Raw genomic sequence first — 20,639 nt, 5'->3', positions numbered from 1 at the left:
CCACATAAGGAGAGATTTCAGTGCCTCAAGCAGTAAAATTTCCATTTCAGAATACAGAGCTATTAGTAGAAGACCGAGTAAAAGATTTAGTCAACAGATTTACACTTGATGAAAAAATAGAATTAATGATGCAACATCAGCCCGAAATTAAAAGGCTAGGAATTAAAGCTCATAAACAAGGAACAGAAGCGGCCCATGGAATTGCCTGGTTAGGAGAAGCGACGGTATTTCCACAAAACATAGGACTGTCTAGCACATGGAACAAAGATTTAATGAATAAAATAGGAACCGTTATTGGCGATGAAGCAAGGGTGTTTTATCAAAAAGATCCTTCTAAACATGGTTTGACCCTTTGGGCACCAACAGTTGATATGGAAAGGGATCCACGCTGGGGGCGTACAGAAGAAGCCTATGGCGAAGATCCCGAATTAACGGGACAATTAACAACAGAACTAGTAAAGGGAATGCAAGGGAACGATCCCGATTATCTTAAGTCTGTCGCAACTTTAAAGCATTTTCTTGGAAATAATAATGAGATAAATCGAGATAAGTGTTCCGCTAGTATTGACCCAAGGAATATGCATGAGTATTATCTTAAAGCATTTAAGCCAGCCATTGTGGAAGGAAAAGCGAAGTCCATTATGACAGCTTATAATTCGATTAATGGCACACCGGCTCTGCTTCATCCTTATGTAGAGGAAGTAGTTAAACAAGAATGGGGAATGGATGGCTTTATTGTAAGCGATGCAGGAGATGTAGTAGGAATTGTTAATGATCATAAATACTATGAAACTTATTCAGAGGCGTTAGCTGATACGATTAAGAGCGGAATTGATAGTATTACTGATGATGCGGAAATTTCGCTACAAGCAATGAGAGATGCATTATCTAAAGGGTTACTTGTAGAAGCTGATCTAGATAAGGCTCTCATTAACACTTTTAAAGTACGGTTTAGGCTGGGTGAGTTTGATGAAGAAAGAAATCCCTATGCCTTTGTCTCTGAATCGAAATTACTTGCAAAAGAGCATAAGCAACTTTCTTATCAAGCAGCCCAAGAACAAGTGGTTTTGCTAAAGAATGATGGTCTCTTACCTTTAAATGAAGGGACGACTGAGTCCATAGCTGTCATTGGCCCACTGTCAGACGATGTTCTAGTTGATTGGTATAGTGGAACGCCATCCTATCGGATCACTGCATTGGAAGCAATCGAGCATAAACTTCAAAATAAAAAGGTGATCCATAAATCAGGTAATCCCTTAATTAGAATTCGCTCAGTCCAAACAGGCAGTTATATAGGGTTAGATCAATCATTTAATCATAAATTGATGGCTAACTGTAAGGTTGAGGAAGCAGAGATATTTGAATGGACGGATTGGGGCTGGGGAAGTCAAACCTTAAAATCACTATCAACTGGAAAGTATGTGACAGTAGGTGAAGCAATGATGACAGCTACTGCAGATGAGGCAAGAGGATGGTTTGTGAAAGAAAGCTTTCAATTTATAGAAAATAGTGAGGGAATGTATAGGCTTCAGTCTTGGGACGAAAAGCGAGTCGTTATTTCCGATGATCAATCATTAATTGTGCAGGAGCATGATAAAGAGTCGGTGGAAACAGGAGCTCAATATGAGATAGAAGTAATCGAAGCCGGGATTGAAGAAGCAGTCAAAGCAGCAGCCGAGCAGGATTATGCAGTCGTGGTTCTTGGAAATAATCCGTTCATTAATGGAAAAGAGTGTATAGATCGTGAGGATATTGTTTTACCTCCTGAACAAGAAAAGTTGCTTCAAGCGGTTAAACAAGTGAATCCAAACACAATCGCTGTCCTTGTAAGTAGTTATCCATATGCTCTTAATTGGGCAAATGAGAACTTAAGTGGAATTATGTACACTTCCCATGCTGGACCAGAGTTAGGAAAGGCAGTCGCCGACGTTTTATTTGGAGATTATAATCCAGCTGGTAGACTAAGTATGACATGGTATCGTTCTGTTGATCAGCTACCTGATATCATGGACTACGATATTATTAAAGGAAAGCGTACTTATCAATATTTTGAAGGGGAAGTCCTATATCCTTTTGGGCACGGATTAAGTTATACGACATTTAATTACAGCAATATTCAAGTGAACGAGACTACTTTATCACCTGATGATCAAGTGAAAGTGACGATCAGTATAGAAAATACAGGAAGATTTGCTGGGGATGAGGTTGTTCAACTTTATGGACGAGCAGAACGTTCTAGAGTCAAACGCCCGCTCAAAACATTATTAGATTTTACTAGAGTTCACCTTCAATCAGGCGAGAAAAAACAGATTGAATTTACTGTACCTATTTCAAAACTCGAATTTTGGGATGTCACGCAAGAAAGATATTGTGTGGAAAAGGGAGTTTATAGTTTATTGATCGGAAGTTCCTCTAAAAATATAGCTTGTTGTACGGAAATTCAGGTTGATGGAGATAATATTCCGGCTCGCAACTTACATGATGGTGTGTCTGCGTTTAATTATGATGATTATGAGAATGTAATTATTGATGAATACGCAGGGAGAAATTATTGTGTACGAACAGTAGGGAATCAAGGTTGGATTGCTTTTCATCAAGTGAACGGAACGATTCCTTGCCAAAAGATAAAGATCACAGCTTTCTCTTTTTTAGAAGAAGGAGAAATAAGAGTGCACTTAGGCCGTTTAGATGGAGAAATGATGGGCAAGGCTAGTTTTCCAAAATCTGATGATTGGCAGGAAGTGGAAGTTGAACTATCGCTCCTACCAGAAGAGAGTGATATGTACTTCATATTGAATGGGGATATACAAGTGAGTAAACTCCAGCTCCTTTAAAAGAACAGAAAAGAAAGGGACTGCTTGTTAGGAGATTAACAATCTTAGGTGGCAGCCCCTTTTCCTCTTTCATTTGTATAGAAAAGCAGGTGATAACTTGAAGGGTAAGTATTGTGTAGGTTTGGTTTTGGTAGTATTATGGCTATTTATTTCGGGCTGTAGCGATTCTAGTGAGAAGGAGCACTTAAATATGATGGTGTTTTCTGATCTTCCCTTTTCATATACTGAACAGATTGAAGCTTATTTTGAAGCTGTCAATAATGATCAAGGTATGAGCATGGAAGTGCAAATGTTTTTACCTTCTCCGGAAAAACTAACGGTAGAAATGGTAGCGGGTGAAGGAGATATATACTTAGTTGAGAAATCGCTGTTTCCGATCATTTTTGATCCGGTTATTTTACATCCTCTTGATTCGATTGGAGCGGTTGTTGAAGAAGAAAATCAACATATAGGAACAAATGAGCAAACAGGAGAAGAACATGTATATGCAATAACTGTTAATAGCGATACTAGTTTTTTTCAACATTTAGAAATCGCTGAACCAAGCTCTTATATTGCTGTGATGATAAAGGAACGACCTTTTTATTCATATGGTCTTAATCTATTAGAGGCTATGATAGATGGTGAGTCTTAATCGACTCGTTAGTATCGAAATTAATACTATTTGTAGAGAAGGTGATAATGATGCAAAGAAGTTGGGCAGATTCACCGCTATATACAATCTCAGATTGGATTATGCGTTTAGCTTATATAAATTTACTATGGCTACTTTTTATGATAATAGGCTTGTTTATTGTCGGTTTTATGCCAGCTACAGTAGCGATGTTTACGGTCATAAGGATGCTGTTAATGAAAGAAGAGAGTGTACCGATCTTTAAAACTTTTTTAACGTTTTTAAAACGGAATTTATAAAATCAAATATCATTGGACTTATTTTAGTTGTTTTTGGTTATGTTCTTGTAATAAACTTTATTTATTTAGGGACGATTTCAGGAATGGTTCATACATTATTGAGTTTTGGTCTGGTATTTATAGGACTCTTTTATTTAGCTTTATTAATGCTTATATTTCCATTGTATGTTCATCTTGATTTGAAGTTTCTTCATTACTTTAAACAGAGTTTATTAGTTTCTTTTATCAATCCACATATTATAATCTTTATGGCAGCGGGATTGGTAGCTGTTTATTATCTATTTAATTTTATACCTGGTTTAACTTTATTCTTTTTTGGAAGTGCGATTGCGACTTTTCTAATGTGGTCTACTATATTAGCTTATAATCGTATTGAAAATAAAAAAAGAAACATGGTTTCGACAGATGACAGACACCTGTCGAAACTTGGAGGGAATTAATGTGCATCAGAAAAAGCATAGTGTCAACGTAATAGATTTTGTTCGTACGGGTCATCAATCGGTTTTTGTGCAAATATCCGGTTATGATGCCAAGTTGGATGCATCATTTACTGGTGAAGTGAAATTTTTAGCAGATAGAGTGTTTGGAGATATTATTCACTATGAGCGAACTCATTTATCTCCTGAGGGCAGGGAGTATGTAGAAAGGAAGCTATTATCTAAATACCTTAATGGAGATTTTAGCTAACTTATTTGTTTGTTGTAAATTAGAAAAGGCGTTCGATATTTCTCGGGAAATGTCGAAACAGGTACAAGTAGAAAAGCTTCCTAATGATAGGAGGTTTTTTATTTTGTCCAAATTTTGTGCGTCTCTTTGAAAAAGCCCCACAGCATATAGAGATTTTAGAATATTGTTATCACATTATACATAAAACTTCAGTACTAAAAATAGGATATTACAAGCTTAAAGAATAATTCAAAATTCTTATTAGTTTTTCTGAAATCGCTTACTATGAGAGTTTTGTATCTTAAGTTCATTTAATCCTAAAGGGGGAAGTAACAATGAAAAAAATCTTAAACGATGTGGAAGCAGTAGTGGATGAGATGCTGGAAGGAATGGTCGCGGCTCATCCTGATAGATTACGCCGTTTAAAAGGAACGACAGTGCTCGTACGAAAAGAGGCACCTGTTAACGGGAAGGTAGGAATTGTTAGCGGCGGTGGAAGTGGACACGAACCGGCACATGGAGGATTTGTAGGGGAAGGAATGCTCGATGCGGCTGTCGCAGGTGAGGTATTCACATCTCCAACACCGGATCAAATTTATGAAGCGATTAAGGCAGTACATGGGGGTAAAGGAGTTCTGCTCATTATTAAAAATTACACCGGTGATGTCATGAACTTTGAAATGGCTGCTGAAATGGCCGAGATAGACGGAATTAAAGTTCGACAGGTCATTGTTAACGATGACGTAGCCGTTGAAGATAGTTCATTTACGAGTGGACGCAGGGGAATTGCTGGGACCGTTCTTGTGCATAAAATTGCTGGTGCCCTCGCTGCAAATGGGGCATCACTTGAACAAGTAGAATCCGTAGCAAATAAGGTCATTCAAAATGTCAAATCTATGGGTATGTCACTAACGCCTTGTACGGTACCAGCTTCAGGCAAACCAGGTTTTCAGCTCGCAGAAAATGAAATAGAGATTGGGACGGGGATTCATGGGGAACCAGGGGTCGAGCGGACAAAGATTTTAACGGCGAAGGAATTAGCAGAAGTGCTATTTCAAAAAGTGAATAATGACTTAAATCTCCAAGAAAGAGAAGAAGTAGCGATTTTGGTGAATGGACTTGGAGCGACACCGCTGATGGAGCTTTATGTCTTACATTACAATTTAAAGGCCCTGTTAGATAAGAAGAAACTTCAAGTAGTCGATACGATTGTAGGTGAATGGATGACCTCACTTGAAATGTCTGGTGTATCGATTACGATTTTACGTTTGGACGACCAGTTGAAGACACTTTTAAAACAAGAGGCTGATACAGTAGCATTTAAACGATAAGGGGTAAAATGGAGGTGAAGAACGTGAATACTATCGAGGTTAAATGGTGGATAAAAAAATTTCAAGAAAAAATCTCAAGCGAAAAGAGCTATTTAACTGATTTAGATCAAGCGATTGGAGACGGCGACCATGGCCACAATATGGCAAGAGGTACAGCAGAGGCAGTGAAAGTGCTTGAAGCTAAAACGTTTACTTGTCCAGGAAATGTATTAAAAGCAGTCGCGATGACGTTCATTTCTAAAATAGGTGGGGCATCTGGACCTCTTTATGGAAGTGCTTTTTTAAAAATTTCTCAAACGTTAGGGATAGAAGAGACAATTAAAGACGCTCTGTTCATTTCTGCTTTAAGAGAAGGCGAAAAGGCACTTAGGCAGCGGGGGAAGGCTGTCCTTGGTGAAAAAACGATGATCGATGTCTGGTCACCTGTAGTCGCTGAACTAGAAAAAGCCAATAGCTTGAATCACGAGAAAATGCGGGCAACAGCAGAAAGTTGTATGAAGGCAACCGAAATTTTAGAAGCTAAAAAAGGCCGAGCTGCTTATTTAGGAAAGCGCTCTGTTGGTCATATCGATGCAGGTGCCTATTCATCTTACTTGCTCTTTTTAAGCTTGGCCGAAACATTAGCGAAAAGGGGTGAGTAAGATAGACAGAGTCAGCCTTGTTTTTGTGTCTCATAGCTATCATATTGTAAAAGGGTTGCAAGCATTAATGACGGAAATGCAGCCAGATGTGAAGATCGCAATTGCTGGTGGTGAACCAGGTGGAGGAATTGGGACAAATGCACTTGATATAAAAAAGGCAATTGAGTCCGTCTATACGGAGAAAGGTGTCGTAATTTTGTTTGATTTAGGGAGTGCATTAATGAATTCTGAAATGGCAATAGAATTATTGGATGATGCATCAAATGTATGTATTGCCGATGCTCCCATTTTGGAAGGAGGTTATGCAGCCGTTGTAGAAGCTGGTTTCGGCAGTGAGGTAGAGGAAGTAAAAGAAGCTGCACAAATGGTGAGGGGAATACCCAAAATTCCGACAAGCTAAAAAATCGACAGGTGGCAGCACCTGTCGATTTTTTTGTTCGCTAAAAAGAATGAATTTAAATAATATTGTGAAAAAGTTATTAAAATAGAGTAAATGAGAGTAATTGAAAGTTATTTGTTCGTTATATAGGTATTTTGCGTGATTTTACTATTTTGCCTTTCTCTTTCACATGAAATATACTAGGGTTAACAGTTCGTTATACAGAACAAATCAAGTGAGTTATTAGCGGTTTTTGTTCTGTAAAAGGAATTAATTCTGGAGTTATAGTTTTACCGGTTGATACCTTTGTAATCGCAAAGGTTCATATAAAAACTACATACCCAAAAGGGTGAAAGGATGGAATCATTTATGAGTATTAAGAAAAAGTTGGGGATGGGTGTCTTAACAGCAGCACTAGGTATTTCATTAATCGGAGGAGGAACGTTTGCTTATTTTAGTGATACGGCGACGCAAACGAATACTTTTGCGTCAGGAACAATTGTTTTAGATGTAGATCCAACCGTTCAAATTCCGATGGAAAACATAAAACCTGGTGATTGGATGCCGAGGTCATTTGAGCTTCAAAATAACGGAAGTTTGGATATGAAGTATGTCGATCTGAAGACAGAGTATAAAGTGACAAAAAATGGTGAAGCGGTTCCGAATCCATTAGCTAATAAATACGCGGAACAACTTTATGTTCAATTCCTTAAAAATACGACTGGTGATGAAGATTATGAAGTGTTGTTTGAAGTCTCTTTAAAAGATTTACGTGATTTAACACCAGAAGACTTAGCAACTAAGGTAAATCTAGAAGAAATTATGTTAGAAGAAGGTTATGAATATTGGCAATGGATTATCTGGCCACTATTTGGAAAATGGGTTACTGTAGATCCTATATTTGGTGAAGTGTCAGAGGAGATCACAGGAATTAAAGCAGGTGAGACAGCAGACTTTACCGTGCAATTTAGATTTAATGATACGGGTAAAGCCCAAAACGATCTTCAAGATTTAGACTTAGATCTTACTTGGACTTTTGAAGGCTTCCAAACAGATGGAGAAGAAAGATAATTCATTTTCAACTTGGAAAGGTGAGTTCACCCTCACCTTTTTCCCATATTTATTATCATAAATCTATAAAATTCTTTGTACGTTTATGATAGCAAATAAAAAGGCCTTTATTTATAGGAGGATTAGAGAAGATGAGAAGTTTACGTGCTGTTAAGTATCGAAAAAAGTATAAAAAGTTAGTTATCTTAGCACAGCTCCTTGCGATTTGGTATGCGGTCGTTCTGTCTACCGCTGTCTTAACATCCGATACCTTTGCCTTTTTTAGTGATTCTGATCAAACGAAAATGTCGATTCAAACGGGAACTTGGTGGGACGGGAGTGATTTGAGCTTTATTAGTGAAAGTGCTGATTTTGAAGCTTGTGTCCCGATAGATATCACCATCAAAGTAATAAACAATGGTTTTGACATGTTTGGTTCAACAGAATATGAAGTGTATTATTCCGAAAATGAAGATCCCAAAAAGAATGGTCAGAAGGTTGGTGAAGGGGTAATTGATCCAATCAACCAAGAACAGAATACGGAGCTTATATTTGAAAATGCTGACATTGGTACATATATATTTAAGCTCTATCAACGAGAAGGCTATGATGATGATTATGAAGAAAGAACAGAAAGCTGGAGTGAGAAGTTTTTTGTCATTGAATGTGTAATAGAAGAGGCAGAAGATCTCGAAATAGATGAAGTTGAAGAGACGGAAGAGATTGAAGAAAAAACAGAAGAGGATGTAGTACAGGAAGAAGAGTTGGAGAAGGAAGATACTGAGCAGCCGACAGAAACTAAAGTTGAAGACAATAAATCTGATTCAGAAAAAGAAAAGACTGATAAATCAAATGAAGATAACCAAAAAGAAAAGATAGAAGAAAAAGAGAAAGAAAAAGAAAAAGAAAAAGAGAAGCCGACAGAGGAGCAGCCAAAAAAGGAAAGTAAAGAAGCTGATCAAGAAATCGAGGTCAATAAAGTGGAAATGAAAGAAATGTCCAAAAGTGAAAAAGAAGAGGAAGAATCTGAATCTACAGAAGAAGGTGACGAATAAATGAAAGTAGCCATGAAATGGAGTAGTCGTCTAATTAGCTTTGTCTTATTTGTATCATTGGTGTTTATGGTTTTTATTGTCATATCCTCAAAAGCGTCTGGAGGAGAACCAGAACTTTTTGGTTACCAATTTAAAACGGTCTTATCTGGATCGATGGAACCTGAGTTTCAAACAGGCTCGATCATTGCGGTGAAACCAGGTGGGGATATGACTCGTTTTCAAGAAGGCGATATTGTTACGTTTATGGAAAATGAAAACAAATTCATTACTCATAGAGTCATCGATGTCGTTCAAAGTGGAGAGCATGTCATGTATGAAACGAAGGGGGATAATAACAATGCCCCAGATAGTGCTCTCGTTTTATCGGAAAATATCATCGCTGAATATGTTGGTTTTACCATTCCATATGCAGGCTATGTTGGCAATTTTGCTCAGTCAAAAGAAGGGGCTGCTCTACTATTAATTCTCCCTGGGCTATTATTACTCATATACTCAGGCTTTACAATCTGGCAAGGAATTTCTCAACTCGAAAAAGATAATAAGACTAAAAGCAAATTAGAGGAAGTAACGAAAGTAGAGGAAATGAAGGAATCGGTTTAGAAATTTTATTAATACGGTCGTAAACTACGCATTAGCTGAAGGTGATGATATGGTTAAAAAAACACGGTTTATCTATATACTAGTAACAGCACTAACTGTATTTCTGCTCGTCAGCTTGAGTATCCAATATAGTCATCAAACGCTTGCAGAAACGAATCCGATCAATATTTCAACTTCCCCTGATAGTTTCTTATTTCAGGTCGATAATATGAAACCAGGTGATTGGGCGGAACGGAGCTTAACGATTCAAAACAGAGGTTCTGAAGATTTTACGTATAATTCGGAAGCACTCTTTCAAGGCGGCTCTAAAAAACTTTATAATGAATTTTTATTAGAAATTGAGACTGTCAATGGTCCTTTATATAAGGGAAAGTTAAGTGATTTCACTGGCTTTGAACCAAGACACTTAAAAACACAACATGAAGAGGACCTTTCACTGATTATAAGATTTCCAACTGAGTTAGGAAATGAATTCCAAGGACTAGAATTTGAAGTGGAGCTAAAGTTTGTAGCAGAGGGAGGAGAACAGCCTCAAGAACCAATTGACGAAGATGGTGATACTGATAGTGCTGTGGAAAAAGCTCAACGCCCCATTTCTGAAAGTGATCTCGGTGGGAAGGTAAAAGATGGTCAAATTCTTCCGTCAACGGCGACTGATTCTTATAATTATCTTGCTCTGGGCATTTGTATAATGGTGTTGGCGAGTATTCTTTATTTATACAACCGGAGAAAGAATGTGAATGAATAGCACGTTTGAGTTTAGTGTGAAATCATAAAGCTTTAACGAGGTATTCAAAAGTTTATTTGTTGAAACTTTTGGATGCCTTTTTTGTCGTTTAGGGGTATTCAGTGAATCTTTGTGCCTTAACTTTAGGGGGCTGGATTTCATTTTGAGTTAATGTTGATAAGTGCCGTAATTAGGGGAAAGTGATAATTTCATTACTAATGAGAGCTGATAAGCACCGTAATCTCGGAACGGTGAGGATTTCATTACGAATCTGAGTTAATAAGCACCGTAATTTCGGGACCAGGAAGATTTCGTTACCAATCAGAGTTAATAAGCACTGTAATTTTGGGACCAGGAAGATTTCGTTACCAATCAGAGTTAATAAGCACTGTAATTTCGGGACGAGGATGATTTCATTACGAATCACAGTTAATAAGCACTGTAATTTTGGAATTGTGCTGATTACATTACGAATAAGGGATGATAAGCTCCGTAAGCCAAGAACTACGATGATTTCATTACCAATCCGCGAGAATAAGCACCATAATTCCTAAAACGCAGTGTTTTCATTACCAATCCACGAAATCAACATTCCTCTCCACAAAAAAGACGGCTCAAAAGGTTAACTTCTCTTTTGAGCCGTCTTTCTTTTAATCGTATACAATTCCTTTCTCATCAATGTAACGATGGGTGATAATGGTGCGTTCAAACGGTTGGCCAGTCGTTGTTTTTCCTTCAATGTCGATTGTGAGCGTTTGTGATTGGTTAGTTTGCAATGGAAGGCTTTGAATGGTGGAGGAATCGCTCATTTTTTTATCATTAATGTAAACAGTATAAGACGTTTCACTGAGGATAATCTCATTTTTGTCTAAACTTGTTTGGAGGTTCGATAAATTCATCTGAACTGCTTCACTGATGCCTCCTTCGAACATGGCAACCGCTAAATAAGAGGCGTCGTGATCGTGACTCATTGTTATGTCCCACATTCCTGGTTCTGGTGCTTGCACTTTAAAATGGTGTACATATGTGCCATAAAAAATACTATGTTCAGGCTCCTTTTTAACACTTTCTATCTGATATAACTTTCCATTTGGTGCATGAAGTGAGGCTTCTGCAAGTTCATCACTTGCTAATAGGAAAATATTTAATTCATTTACATCACTCTCAACGGTGAATGGTTGTTCAGCTTCATTTCTCAATTCACCACCACGAACAATCATATTTGCCCCATCACTTCCGGAATGAGTGGTTATGTTTTGCTGATTAAGCTCTCCTTGTAAATAAGGAAAAATGAGGTGACCTTGATTGATTTCAAAGTGATCCAATGGCAAAGAGGCGATCTCAGGTGCACCGGGTAGTCTTGAATTGTTTAACGTCACCGCCCCATCATTTGTTCCATAAATAGATAAATAAAGTCCACCAAAATAAAGGACAGAGCCAAAAGAGCCCCATGCCGTTCCGGATATTGTTGAAAATGGAACAGTGCTTGGATCAAATAGTGGATCGGTTTGACTTCGGAAATAAGCCATGTTTCCGGTTTGCAAAGCGTCTGTACCATCTGAACGCATCCCGATAATTTCAGCTAACCACCAAGTCCAAGAACTATGGGCCAAATTCGCCAATTCACTGCCGTGGTGCGGGGAACCGAGCGTAATGACTCTTTCAATGTAATCACTCGCATCATAATGAACGACGGCCGTTTGTACGTCGACTCCTCCTTTGCTATGAGCAACGACCATCATTTTTTCGCCAAAGTATTCATAGATCTCAGGTAGGATTTCGGTGAGTAGTTCGGCATTATCCCAGTTTGATTGGTCAGGATAAAGGTTTAAATACGCAGTAGGGTGACCATGTTCATATGCTTGTTGGTACATATCGTTTGACTCAAACCATGTGGAGGAAGAACTGTTTAAGCCATGCAAGAAGAGAAGAGGTGTTTTTGTATCACCCTCTGGCATTTCACCAACTGTCCACGAGCCAGGCGGATCTCCCGGACCAGGTTTGCCGATACCAAGAAAGCCAGCATTTGCTTGAAAGGGGGAAAAAATAAAAGTATAACCATAACTGAAACCGTTTTCACTAAAATAGATTTCATATACCACACTCCTTTTCTGAAAAGATAATTCAGTGTATGTATGTTGAACAGTTGGATATGAATGGTTTTGTGAAGAAGCTTTTTTTTTCATTAAAAAGACCCTATTAACCGAAGAACCGCCCTTCTAATGTAGCTCTTTTATTCTCACTACTGTCGGGAATCAGGCTAAACAGTTCAATCATCAAGCTGTTCTAAGAGTGATCAATTATGGATTTTTGCTCAAAAGAGTATGTCCTATGCGGATATATAGGGAAATGGGATTAGTTTGATCCTAATGTATATTTCTCTTTTTCTTTCTCATAATAAAAAAAGGAGTGATTTTGTATGGCAAAAAGAAGTGGAAAAACAGGAACAGATCAAAAGAATAAGCAAGGGTTTGATGCAAGTAAAACGGATTCAGAATTCGCTAAAGAACCGGGTAGTGCTGCTGCAAATCGAGCACATAAAGAAAAGGCTAAACAGAAAAAATCATCAAAAAATCAAGGCGAATGGAAAGGGATGCATTAATAATTTCGAAAAGGAGAAGGCGTCCTTGCTAACGAGTTGACAGGAACAGTTCATGTACAAACTAAAAAATGGTTCTTTGCTTACGACTCAGGCAAAGAACCATTTTTTCTTAGTAAATACTATTATTTACGTCTATCATCAAACCATCCAATCAAATGCTCCAATCGTTCTATTCGATGCTGAGGTTTACCTGAACGTGATAATTCGTGATTCTCATCTGGGAAACGAATGAGTTTCGTTTCGACGCCTAACCGTTTAAGGGCGATATACCACTGTTCTGCTTGTTCCATTGGGCAACGTAAGTCCTGTTCACTGTGCAAAATAAGGATTGGTGTTTTGACGTTGCGGGCATAGTGAAGAGGTGAGAGTTTGATTAATTTCTCGAAATCATTCCATAAATCAGCGTGCCCATGTTGCCATTCTGTAAAATAGAAGCCGATATCACTCGTTCCGTAGAAGCTATGCCAGTTGCAAATACTGCGTTGAGTGACAGCTGCCTTGAAACGATTTGTACGAGTGACGATCACGTTCGTCATATAACCACCGTAGCTTCCTCCTGTTACAAAAAGTTGCTCGTGATCGATGTATTTATAATGTTCTAGAGCATAATTGAGCCCAGCCATAATATCCTCATAATCCATACCACCGTAATCACCGATCACAGCATTAACAAAATCATGTCCATACCCATGACTACCACGTGGATTTGTATAAAGAACCGCATAGCCTTTAGCTGCCATTAATTGCATTTCATGATGCAAGCCATTGCCGTAAGCGGTAGCTGGTCCACCGTGAATTTGGAGAATTAGTGGATATTTTTGCTCTTTTTGATAATCATAAGGCTTTAAAATCCACCCTTCTATCTCTGATCCGTCCATACTCTTATAATGAAAATTTTCTGGGGTGCTTAAATGAATCTCGTTATATAGTTCTTCGTTCCACTTTGTGAGTGGTTCGATCTGGTTTGCGTTATTTAAGTCTAAGGTGACTAAATCTCCAGTTGAAAAAGGTGTTGCGAGAACAGCAACAGCCTGCTCTGTGGTGATAATATCATAGGAGGTAACAGATGCAACAGATGGAGAAAGGGCAACAGAAACTTCACCGTCTAAATTCACCTTAAATAATTGACAATCCCCACCAACTGTCGCACTAAAGAAAATGTGGGAACTAGAAGAGTCCCAAATTAGTCGAAGCTCAGCTGTATCATATCTTGCATCAACGCCTATTAGGTTACCAACTGTGTAATCAAACGACTCTGTTAAATTTGTGAGTTTGCCTGTTTCTAAAGCGATTAATAGAATGTTCGTATTGCCTTGTTTTCTTTCTCCTCTTGTATGGCCGGCAATTGCTAACCATTTCCCGTCTGGTGATAGAGATGGAGCGTTAAGGTTTCCATTTCCTTGGTAAAGAAGTTTTTCTTCTTTTGAAGCGATGTCATATTTCCAAATCGCAGGGAGGTAGCCCCATTCTTTATCTTCGGTTTTGGTTCCGATATAAAATAAGCTTTGACCGTCAGGAGAGAAACGAGGTTGTGAAAAATCATGCTCCCCTTCTGTTATTTTAGTATAAGATTTTGTCTGGATGTCAAATAAATAAATATGTTTTCGTTCTTCGTTTAGAATCCCTACCCCGTCCATTTTATAACGAAGTCTCGTAATGATTTTTACATCACTTTTTGCTTCTGTTTTTTCTTTTTGTTTCACCGTTGTATGATTTAATTCACCTTTAATTGTAAGGGAGAGTTGATTGCCATCAGGTGACCAAATAAATTCCCGAACCCCTTGTTCTACCGTAGTTAATTGTCTCGCTTCACCACCGTTAGAAGCGATTAGCCAAACTTGATTTACTCCTGTACGATTGGAAAGAAAGGCGAGTGATTTTCCGTCTGGTGACCATATGGGGGAAGTGTCTCTCACCAAATGTTCCTCCGAATAATGTGAGGTAAATTGTGTATCATCACCTTTTAAACTATTGATATGAATATAAGAATAATAGCCATCTTTTTCTTCGTCGACATGAGTTAAAACATAGGCGATTTTGTCTTTGTTTGGGGACAATTGAGGATCGCCTACAAACTTGAATTTGCATAAGTCAACTGCTGTGATAGGACGCTTTGTCATTGATACATTCCTCCGTTTGGGATAGGTGGCTGAGCAGACAAGTGCCTGTCACCACTCGAATTTAGTCGGTATTATCTTACTATACAAAATAGTCTTTCGTTTTGGCAAAGAAGAAGTGTTGTATTAGTCAAAAAGTAGGGAGGATAATGAATGTGAATGAAAAAGATGCATAAGTGGACTATACAACGAACATTTACCCCCCTTTACCCCTTGCTTACAAATTTCCTGTCGGCTAAACTGTATTCAACTATACTAGAAGTAAGGGGAATGGCTATGGATCAATCTATATTACCTGCTTCATCAAATATGAAGGAGTTTGAGAATTTTTTAAAAAGTCCCTTTAAAGTGGGGATTCTTTTAGAAACTCATATTTCTCAATTAAAGAATATTTCTAAGATGGCAAAGTCGAATGGCAAAGAAATGATTTATCATGTCGACATGATTCAAGGAATTCGAAATGATGATTATGCAACTGAGTTTATTTGTCAGGAATTTAAACCATATGGACTGATTTCAACGAAGTCTAGTGTTATTTTAAAGGCAAAACAAAAAGGAGTCGTGGCGATTCAACGGATTTTCTTAATAGATTCACATGCACTTGGAAAAAGCTATAGGCTCATTGAAAAAACGAAGCCTGATTATATCGAAGTCTTACCTGGGGCCATGCCGTGGATGATTAAGGAAGTACTTGAGCAGGTGAATACACCTATTTTGGCAGGCGGGTTAATTAGGACGGAAGAGGATATAAAAAACGCTCTAGCGGCAGGAGCTTCGGCTATTACGACTTCTAAGACGTCCTTATGGGATATTTTTCACGAGTAAACAAAACAGAAAAAACTTGTAAAAAAAGGGTTGACTACGCTTTCATGATTAATATATACTTTGCCTATCAAGTTAATACATGTGGCGGAGGTTAGGAGACTCACATTATGCATTTCCCTTTGTATTCGTAGAGAAGGGGAATTGCTTAATTGTGGGTCTCTTTTCTTTTGTTAAAAAGAATGGAGGAGATTGGATGTCAGCGTTTACAGCAGAGTTAATAGGCACAATGATTCTCATTATATTTGGTGGTGGTGTGGTAGCCGGTGCTAATCTGAAGAAAACTTTTTCTCATAATGGTGGTTGGATCGTCATATCAATTGCCTGGGGTCTGGCTGTTACAATGGGGGTTTTTGCAGTAGGTTCGATTAGTGGAGCTCACCTTAATCCTGCGGTTACAATAGGGTTAGCCATTAATGGTGATTTCTTATGGGCGGATGTCCCAAGTTATATTGTCGCACAGCTACTAGGTGCTTTTATTGGTGGGGTTATAGTTTATCTTCATTATTTACCGCATTGGCGTGCGACAGAAGATCAAGGGGCAAAGCTTGCTGTATTTTCGACTAGTCCAGCGATCCCTCATACATTTTCAAACTTATTAAGTGAGATGATCGGGACATTTGTACTTGTGCTAGGGTTACTTTTTATCGGAGCCAATGAATTTACAGAAGGTTTAAATCCACTTGCAGTTGGTCTATTAATTGTTGTTATTGGAATGTCTTTAGGTGGTACGACAGGTTATGCGATAAACCCAGCAAGGGATCTTGGTCCACGTCTTGCTCACTTTTTACTTCCGATTCATGGTAAAGGTTCATCACAATGGAGATATGCTTGGATTCCAGTAGTAGGTCCGATTATGGGGGGAGCACATGGAGCAGTCTTTTATCAGGTATTTTTTATGGGGAACTTTTCAAATATCGTTTTGGTGATTTTAGCTGTTATTATAGTTATATTAGCGTTAGCTTGGATGTTCGGGTATAAAGGGAATTCTGAGCAACAAGAAATCAAAAAAGTATCATAATCGAGGAGGAGTTAAAATGGAAAAATATATTTTATCACTTGATCAAGGAACAACAAGTTCAAGAGCGATCTTATTTAATAAAAAAGGGGAAAGTGTTCATACCGTCCAAAAGGAGTTTACACAAATTTTTCCCGAGCCTGGTTGGGTTGAGCATAATGCTAATGAGATTTGGGGTTCCGTTCTTGCCGTTTTAGCAGGAGTGCTTGCAGAATCAGGTGTTCAACCTGCACAAGTGGAAGCGATTGGAATTACGAATCAACGTGAAACGGCCGTTGTCTGGGATAAGGAGACAGGCGAACCGATTTACAATGCAATTGTTTGGCAATCAAGACAAACGAGTGAAATTTGTGACGAGCTCAAGGCGGCCGGTCATAATGATTTATTTAGGGAAAAAACAGGGCTTTTAATTGATGCTTATTTTTCTGGAACAAAGGTGAAGTGGATTTTAGACAATGTGGATGGTGCGAGGGAAAAAGCGGATAACGGTCAATTGTTATTTGGCACGATTGATAGCTGGCTAATTTGGAAACTATCTGGAGGAAAAGCCCATGTGACCGATTATACGAATGCTTCACGGACATTAATGTTTAATATTTACGATTTGAAATGGGATGAAGAATTACTTGATATATTAGGTGTTCCAGCTTCGATGCTTCCTGAGGTGAAGCCTTCCTCTGAAGTTTATGCCCATACAGTTGATTATCATTTCTTTGGACAAGGAGTTCCAATTGCAGGAGTTGCTGGTGATCAGCAAGCTGCCTTATTTGGACAAGCTTGTTTTGAAGAAGGAATGGCCAAAAATACGTATGGTACAGGCTGCTTTATGCTTATGAACACAGGAGAAAAAGCGGTGAAATCGGAGCATGGTTTACTGACAACGATTGCTTGGGGAATTGATGGAAAAGTGCAATATGCTCTAGAAGGAAGTATTTTTGTAGCGGGTTCGGCGATTCAATGGTTAAGAGATGGCATGAGAATGATTCAACATGCAAAGGATAGCGAAGACTACGCGGTAAAAGTTGATTCTACTGATGGTGTGTATGTTGTACCTGCTTTTGTAGGGCTCGGGACACCATATTGGGATAGTGATGTACGCGGTGCAACCTTTGGGCTGACACGTGGAACAACAAAGGAACATTTTATTCGAGCTACTTTAGAATCGCTTGCTTATCAATCAAAGGATGTTCTTTCTGCGATGGAAGCTGATTCAGCGATTGAATTGAAGGCTTTACGGGTTGATGGTGGTGCTGTTCATAATAACTTCTTGATGCAATTCCAAGCTGATATTTTAAATGTGCCAGTGGAACGTCCGAATATTAGCGAAACAACGGCTTTAGGAGCGGCTTATTTGGCAGGGTTAGCGGTTGGCTATTGGAAGGATAAAGAGGAAATCTCTAAGCAATGGGCAAAGGAGAGAGGTTTTATCCCTGAGATGAAGGAAGAAAAACGAGAGCAACTTTATGCGGGTTGGAAGAAAGCTATTTTTGCAGCGACTGCATTTAAATAAGACTTTAACGTATCTATTATAGAGGAAACATGTTATAATGAAATTAAGTTAATAACTCGGTAGGAGATTCGGAGAGACCAAAAAGCATTATTCTGAGCGAATAGTGCATTTTGGTCTCTTTTTGTTTTATTTGAAGCTAAAATTTGCTCGTTAAGAAGGAGAGAAATCAAATGAAATTTTCAAACTTACAAAGAGAGTCAATCAAACAACAATTAAAAGATGAAACACTAGATGTATTAATTATCGGTGGTGGGATAACAGGAGTAGGGATAGCCTTAGATGCGACAGCAAGAGGAATGAAGGTGGGCCTTATTGAAATGCAAGATTTTGCGGCTGGTACTTCAAGTCGCTCCACTAAGCTTGTCCATGGTGGTTTACGTTATTTAAAACAATTTGAAGTGAAAATGGTAGCGGAAGTAGGGAAAGAAAGAGAAGTTGTTTATGAAAATGGTCCACATGTGACGACACCGGAGTGGATGCTGTTACCGATTCATAAAGGCGGAACGTTTGGGAAATTTAGTACCTCTATCGGTTTAAGAGTATATGATTTTCTAGCTGGAGTAAAAAAAGCAGAGCGACGTTCAATGCTTTCTATGAATGAAACATTAAAAAAGGAACCTTTAGTCAAATCAGAGGGCCTAAAAGGTGGAGGTTATTACGTTGAGTATCGTACAGATGATGCCCGCCTCACACTAGAAGTAATGAAAGCAGCCCACCAAAAAGGAGCGATTGCATTAAATTATTCCAAAGCGGATGAATTATTGTACAAAAATGGTCAGCTAGTAGGTGTAGTTGTTCGTGATGAACTAACTGGTGAGCGCTATGAAGTCTATGCCAAAAAGATTGTTAATGCTTCAGGTCCTTGGGTGGATACGATTAGACAAAAAGACGGTTCAAAAGAAAAGAAATCCTTGAAACTAACAAAAGGGGTCCATATTGTCATTGATCAATCGAAATTCCCAATGGGTCAAGCAGTCTATTTTGATACACCTGATAAACGAATGGTTTTTGCGATTCCACGTGATGGCAAAGTCTATGTCGGGACGACGGATACATTTTATGAAAATGATCCAATTGATCCGAAAATGACAGATGATGATCGTACCTATTTATTAGAGGCAATAAAATTTATGTTCCCATCGGTTTCTGTTGGCGAAGAAGATGTAGAATCAAGCTGGGCTGGAGTTCGACCACTGATTTGGGAAGAAGGAAAAGATCCATCAGAGATATCGCGTAAGGATGAAATCTGGCATTCGAAATCCGGTTTGATAACGATCGCTGGAGGGAAATTAACGGGTTATCGAAAAATGGCCGAAACGATTGTTGATTTGTTAGCAAAGGAATTAAAAGAAGAAACAAACAAAGAGTTTAGTGCTTGTGTAACGAAAAATATCCCTATTTCAGGGGGGGATGTCGGTGGAAGTAAAGGTTTCAAGCACTATAAAGAAGAACAAATCAAAATTGGACTATCAGCTGGTTTAAAACGGGAAGAGGCGGATCATTTAGTTTCATTATACGGTTCAAATAGCCCTATTATATTCGAATTTGTGAAAAAAGCTGGAGAAGAAGAAGCGGCACGTTTTCAATTGCCGATTGTCCTGTGGGCGAAGTTAAAATATGCGGTTGATTATGAAATGGCAGCAACTCCAATCGATTTTTTCAATAGAAGAACAGGAGCTATTTTATTTGATATGGCAACTGTGGCACGCTATAAGAATAACATCATCGATTATATGGCTAACGAGTTTTTATGGGACGATGAGAAAAAGGAATTTCACCAACAAGAATTAGAAAAAGCGATTAAACAAACAACGGAAGCATAATGATTTACTACCCTTTTTCGGTTTCTTTCTTAAGCTGAGGGTGAGCTAAAAAGAGAGCATTTATTAAAAAATAAAGAGTTCATAACCTTTTATTTGTTATAATGAAGATGATTTTGGCGATAAAAGGGGACGATTTTTTGTTATTATTTATTATATTGGTCATTTTAACGGCGCTTGTTATGGGCTGGATTAGAACGATAAAAATAAATTCAGAAAAACAAGTGGAACAAAATGAAAGAATCATTGCAAACTTAAAAGGAATAAAAGATAAGTTAACAGAGTCTCAATATAAATAGCTAAATGTACTAGGAATAGGGTATGTCTCAAAAAATCTTAAATAAAAAACAGTTCGTTGAAGGGTTGGGCTTCTCGAACTGTTTTTCAGTGAGTATGGATATATAATCTGTTTCCGTGTGTGGTAGGTAAGCTCAAGCTTCAAGTTAAGTGTAAACTTTGAAAAAGAAGTTGCATTTGAGGAAGAAGATAATATCGAGTCGTAATTTGAATTGGGAGAGTTGGCATAAAATATAAGACGAACAAGGCGGGGTTCGG

At 38.3% G+C, this 20,639-nt stretch carries 19 protein-coding genes and 1 pseudogene; 18 read left to right on the top strand and 2 right to left on the bottom strand.

All coding sequences use genetic code 11. The annotated features are described in order from the left end of the window. The first annotated feature begins 20 nt into the window (after window positions 1-20). From BALCAV_RS01425 to BALCAV_RS21020, 12 genes and pseudogenes are all read left to right on the top strand, one after another. Window positions 21-2,834, top strand: a complete 2,814-nt coding sequence (locus BALCAV_RS01425; protein ID WP_003323027.1) for a glycoside hydrolase family 3 protein — start codon at window positions 21-23, stop codon at window positions 2,832-2,834. Between the two features lie 190 nt (window positions 2,835-3,024). After that, complete coding sequence (locus BALCAV_RS01420) at window positions 3,025-3,468, top strand: hypothetical protein (protein WP_003323025.1); 444 nt, start codon at window positions 3,025-3,027, stop codon at window positions 3,466-3,468. A gap of 47 nt (window positions 3,469-3,515) precedes the next feature. Beyond that, window positions 3,516-3,745, top strand: a pseudogene (locus BALCAV_RS22640) (DUF624 domain-containing protein); the annotation flags it as partial. Window positions 3,746-3,829: 84 nt separating this feature from the next. Next, on the top strand, window positions 3,830-4,186 hold the full coding sequence (locus BALCAV_RS22630; RefSeq protein ID WP_052044316.1) for a YesL family protein: 357 nt from the start codon (window positions 3,830-3,832) through the stop codon (window positions 4,184-4,186). A 1-nt stretch (window position 4,187) separates the two neighbouring features. Next, the gene (locus BALCAV_RS01410) at window positions 4,188-4,433 is read left to right on the top strand and encodes a hypothetical protein (protein WP_003323023.1); all 246 of its coding nucleotides are present in this window, start codon (window positions 4,188-4,190) and stop codon (window positions 4,431-4,433) included. A 314-nt stretch (window positions 4,434-4,747) separates the two neighbouring features. Continuing rightward, window positions 4,748-5,743: a dihydroxyacetone kinase subunit DhaK gene (dhaK, locus tag BALCAV_RS01405; RefSeq protein ID WP_003323022.1), complete on the top strand. Its 996-nt coding sequence runs from the start codon at window positions 4,748-4,750 to the stop codon at window positions 5,741-5,743. Window positions 5,744-5,766: 23 nt separating this feature from the next. Then, complete coding sequence (dhaL, locus tag BALCAV_RS01400) at window positions 5,767-6,384, top strand: dihydroxyacetone kinase subunit DhaL (protein WP_003323021.1); 618 nt, start codon at window positions 5,767-5,769, stop codon at window positions 6,382-6,384. Next, on the top strand, window positions 6,377-6,784 hold the full coding sequence (gene dhaM, locus BALCAV_RS01395; protein WP_326938281.1) for a dihydroxyacetone kinase phosphoryl donor subunit DhaM: 408 nt from the start codon (window positions 6,377-6,379) through the stop codon (window positions 6,782-6,784). Before dhaL ends, dhaM begins: the two co-directional genes overlap by 8 nt. A 348-nt stretch (window positions 6,785-7,132) precedes the next feature. After that, entirely contained in the window at window positions 7,133-7,834 is a 702-nt protein-coding gene (locus BALCAV_RS01390) for a TasA family protein (RefSeq protein ID WP_003323019.1), read from the top strand. A gap of 131 nt (window positions 7,835-7,965) precedes the next feature. Continuing rightward, entirely contained in the window at window positions 7,966-8,868 is a 903-nt protein-coding gene (gene tapA / locus BALCAV_RS01385) for an amyloid fiber anchoring/assembly protein TapA (protein ID WP_003323018.1), read from the top strand. Continuing rightward, on the top strand, window positions 8,869-9,468 hold the full coding sequence (gene sipW / locus BALCAV_RS01380; protein WP_003323017.1) for a signal peptidase I SipW: 600 nt from the start codon (window positions 8,869-8,871) through the stop codon (window positions 9,466-9,468). Window positions 9,469-9,517: 49 nt separating this feature from the next. Next, window positions 9,518-10,216, top strand: a complete 699-nt coding sequence (locus tag BALCAV_RS21020) for an LPXTG cell wall anchor domain-containing protein (protein WP_003323016.1) — start codon at window positions 9,518-9,520, stop codon at window positions 10,214-10,216. Window positions 10,217-10,845: 629 nt separating this feature from the next. Here BALCAV_RS21020 and BALCAV_RS01370 read toward each other — a convergent pair. After that, window positions 10,846-12,381, bottom strand: a complete 1,536-nt coding sequence (locus BALCAV_RS01370) for an esterase/lipase family protein (protein ID WP_052044315.1) — start codon at window positions 12,379-12,381, stop codon at window positions 10,846-10,848. A 233-nt stretch (window positions 12,382-12,614) separates the two neighbouring features. Here BALCAV_RS01370 and BALCAV_RS01365 point away from each other — a divergent pair, with 233 nt between their 5' ends. Then, the gene (locus BALCAV_RS01365) at window positions 12,615-12,797 is read left to right on the top strand and encodes a hypothetical protein (RefSeq protein ID WP_003323013.1); all 183 of its coding nucleotides are present in this window, start codon (window positions 12,615-12,617) and stop codon (window positions 12,795-12,797) included. Window positions 12,798-12,919: 122 nt separating this feature from the next. Here BALCAV_RS01365 and BALCAV_RS01360 read toward each other — a convergent pair whose 3' ends face one another. Beyond that, the gene (locus tag BALCAV_RS01360; RefSeq protein WP_003323012.1) at window positions 12,920-14,917 is read right to left on the bottom strand and encodes a S9 family peptidase; all 1,998 of its coding nucleotides are present in this window, start codon (window positions 14,915-14,917) and stop codon (window positions 12,920-12,922) included. 273 nt (window positions 14,918-15,190) lie between these two features. Here BALCAV_RS01360 and BALCAV_RS01355 point away from each other — a divergent pair, with 273 nt between their 5' ends. The 5 genes from BALCAV_RS01355 to BALCAV_RS21925 all read left to right on the top strand — a co-directional run bounded on the left by BALCAV_RS01355 (window position 15,191) and on the right by BALCAV_RS21925 (window position 20,383). Further along, on the top strand, window positions 15,191-15,739 hold the full coding sequence (locus BALCAV_RS01355; RefSeq protein ID WP_003323011.1) for a glycerol-3-phosphate responsive antiterminator: 549 nt from the start codon (window positions 15,191-15,193) through the stop codon (window positions 15,737-15,739). A gap of 193 nt (window positions 15,740-15,932) precedes the next feature. Next, window positions 15,933-16,757 carry an MIP/aquaporin family protein gene (locus tag BALCAV_RS01350; protein ID WP_003323010.1) on the top strand — a complete coding sequence of 275 codons (825 nt, stop codon included), beginning with the start codon at window positions 15,933-15,935 and terminating at the stop codon, window positions 16,755-16,757. Window positions 16,758-16,773: 16 nt separating this feature from the next. Continuing rightward, entirely contained in the window at window positions 16,774-18,264 is a 1,491-nt protein-coding gene (gene glpK / locus BALCAV_RS01345; RefSeq protein ID WP_040323323.1) for a glycerol kinase GlpK, read from the top strand. A 170-nt stretch (window positions 18,265-18,434) separates the two neighbouring features. Next, window positions 18,435-20,087, top strand: a complete 1,653-nt coding sequence (locus tag BALCAV_RS01340) for a glycerol-3-phosphate dehydrogenase/oxidase (protein WP_003321531.1) — start codon at window positions 18,435-18,437, stop codon at window positions 20,085-20,087. Window positions 20,088-20,194: 107 nt separating this feature from the next. After that, complete coding sequence (locus tag BALCAV_RS21925) at window positions 20,195-20,383, top strand: hypothetical protein (RefSeq protein ID WP_136446095.1); 189 nt, start codon at window positions 20,195-20,197, stop codon at window positions 20,381-20,383. The last annotated feature ends 256 nt before the right edge of the window (window positions 20,384-20,639 follow it).

This window comes from Alkalihalobacillus alcalophilus ATCC 27647 = CGMCC 1.3604 (assembly GCF_000292245.2).
Taxonomy (GTDB): Bacteria; Bacillota; Bacilli; order Bacillales; family Bacillaceae_D; genus Alkalihalobacillus; species Alkalihalobacillus alcalophilus.
Note: the sequence above shows the minus strand (reverse complement) of the source record. Positions and strands in the feature narration are given on the sequence as shown.